Source organism: Bacillus sp. AFS001701 (genome assembly GCF_002559405.1).
In the GTDB taxonomy this organism is placed as follows: Bacteria; Bacillota; Bacilli; order Bacillales; family Bacillaceae_G; genus Gottfriedia.
Genome location: NZ_NTZO01000745.1, coordinates 1 through 593, shown reverse-complemented (window position 1 = coordinate 593; position 593 = coordinate 1). Strand labels below are relative to the sequence as shown.

Sequence of the window (593 nt, the reverse complement as noted above, 5' to 3'; positions counted from 1 at the left end):
AAGCAATATTAATAATTTTTCCGGATTTTTGTGCTAACATGATTTTCCCTACTGCTTGTGACATTAAAAACGTACCGGTTACATTAACATTCATTACTTTATTCCATGCCTCTAATGGCATCTCTTCAGCAGGTGCTCCCCATGAAGCGCCACTATTGTTTACTAAAATATCAATTCGGCCAAATTTTTCTTTCGTTTCGTCAACTACTCTTTGTACATCCTCTTTGTTTGTTACATCACACTTCAATGCGAAAGATTCTACACCTATACTTTTCAATTCTTCACTAATTTCCTGGCATGCTTCTACATTTCGAGAACAAAGTACAACATTTGCACCTGATTCAGCGAATCCTTTCGCAATTTGTTCACCAAGACCTCGTCCACCACCAGTTACAATTGCTACTTTCCCAGTTAAATCAAATAACTCTTTTACGTGCATTTCAAATCCTCCTAAATTAGTATTTATTTCATAAATCCCTATTTTTTCTCAAAACTATCATTTCATTTTAAACAAACGTCTAGATACTAACCAGTCGGTATGTTTATTAATTAGATAATACATGAAAAATTCTGAATATTCAATATTGAATATT

The 593-nt window shown here is 33.2% G+C and carries 1 protein-coding gene; it reads right to left on the bottom strand.

Annotated features, from left to right (window positions below):
• On the bottom strand, positions 1–439 hold a 439-nt coding region (locus tag CN514_RS24960), incomplete at its 3' end, for an SDR family NAD(P)-dependent oxidoreductase (RefSeq protein WP_141529539.1).
• Between the last annotated feature and the right edge of the window lie 154 nt (positions 440–593).